This is a genomic window from Corallococcus sp. AB018 (assembly GCF_003986945.1).
Classification (GTDB): Bacteria; Myxococcota; Myxococcia; order Myxococcales; family Myxococcaceae; genus Corallococcus; species Corallococcus exiguus.
This window is the reverse complement of sequence record NZ_RAWR01000455.1, coordinates 1-1,077: the sequence shown is the minus strand read 5'-3', so window position 1 is coordinate 1,077 and position 1,077 is coordinate 1. Positions and strand designations below refer to the sequence as shown.

Below are 1,077 nucleotides of genomic sequence, written 5' to 3'. Positions count from 1 at the left end.
GTGCACCAGGGCACGCAGCTGGCGCATGCGCTGCAGACGGACCTGGCGCTGCGGCTGTTGAGCGCGGGCCACTGCGTCAGCCGCTCCGTGCTCAACCGCTTCCGCGCCAGCCAGGGCCCCCTCTTCCTGGCAGCGATGGAAGAAACCGTCCGGTGGGCCTACCAGGAAGGCCTCATCGAGGAGCAGTGCCTGGCCGTCGATAGCGTGCGTCTGCGGGCGCACGCCAGCGGCCGTCAGGTGCGCGTGCAGCGGCACTCGCTCAAGCGCCTCGAGGCATTGGCCCAGGTGGAGGTCCGCTTGCTGACGGCGTCAGCGCAAAAGCACCATGAGGACCAGGTGCAGCGCCACCAGCAGGCCGTCTTGCTGTGCCAAGAGCGGGCAGCGGCCACCGTGGTGCTCAGCAACCCCAGCGCGGGGCTGATGCAGTTTCCCGGCAATGGGGTGCACCCGGGCCACCGGGTGACGGTGGTCTCCAGTGGGGCGCGGCAGCGGCTGGTGGTGGGAGTGCTGCTGTCGGCTTCGGGCAATGACAAGGGCCACCTGGCCCAGGCCCTCCAGGAGGCGCGGCGGGTGCTGCATCAGGCCGGGCTGCCCGCGTCCGCGCAGCTTCAGGTGGCTGGCGACGCGGGCTACTGGAGCGAGGAGGACCTGCGCTTCGCCGCACTCAACCGCGCTTGGGTGGATGTGCTTCTCAAGGAGTCCTCCCCGACGGGCCCGCTGGCCAACAAACCCGGAATGCTCCCGCGCGAGGCCTTCGAGTTTCAGCCCTCGACGCGAGCCGTGGTGTGCCCGGCAGGGCGCACCATGCGGGGGCCCGTGCGCGATACCTCTGGCGCGTGCGAAGCCTACTTCGGCGTCGGATGCGCGGACTGCCCCTTGCGTCCGCGGTGTACGCAGAGGCCGCGCCGCAAACTCACCGTGCGCTGGGAGTACGAACGCTTTCGCCAGGCCATGCTCCTGCGCATGTCCCAACGGGGGGCCGCGGCCCGCTACCACCAGCGCATCGCCACCGTGGAGCCGGTGTTCGCCTCGGTGGAGCACGACATGCGTTTCCGTCGTCTCAGCTCCCGCCACCCC

General features: G+C 70.6%; 1 protein-coding gene. It reads left to right on the top strand.

Annotated elements, in window-relative coordinates; translation table 11 throughout:
* Positions 1-1,077, top strand: a 1,077-nt coding sequence (locus tag D7Y11_RS42665) for a transposase (protein ID WP_126936519.1), incomplete at both ends; no start/stop codon positions are given.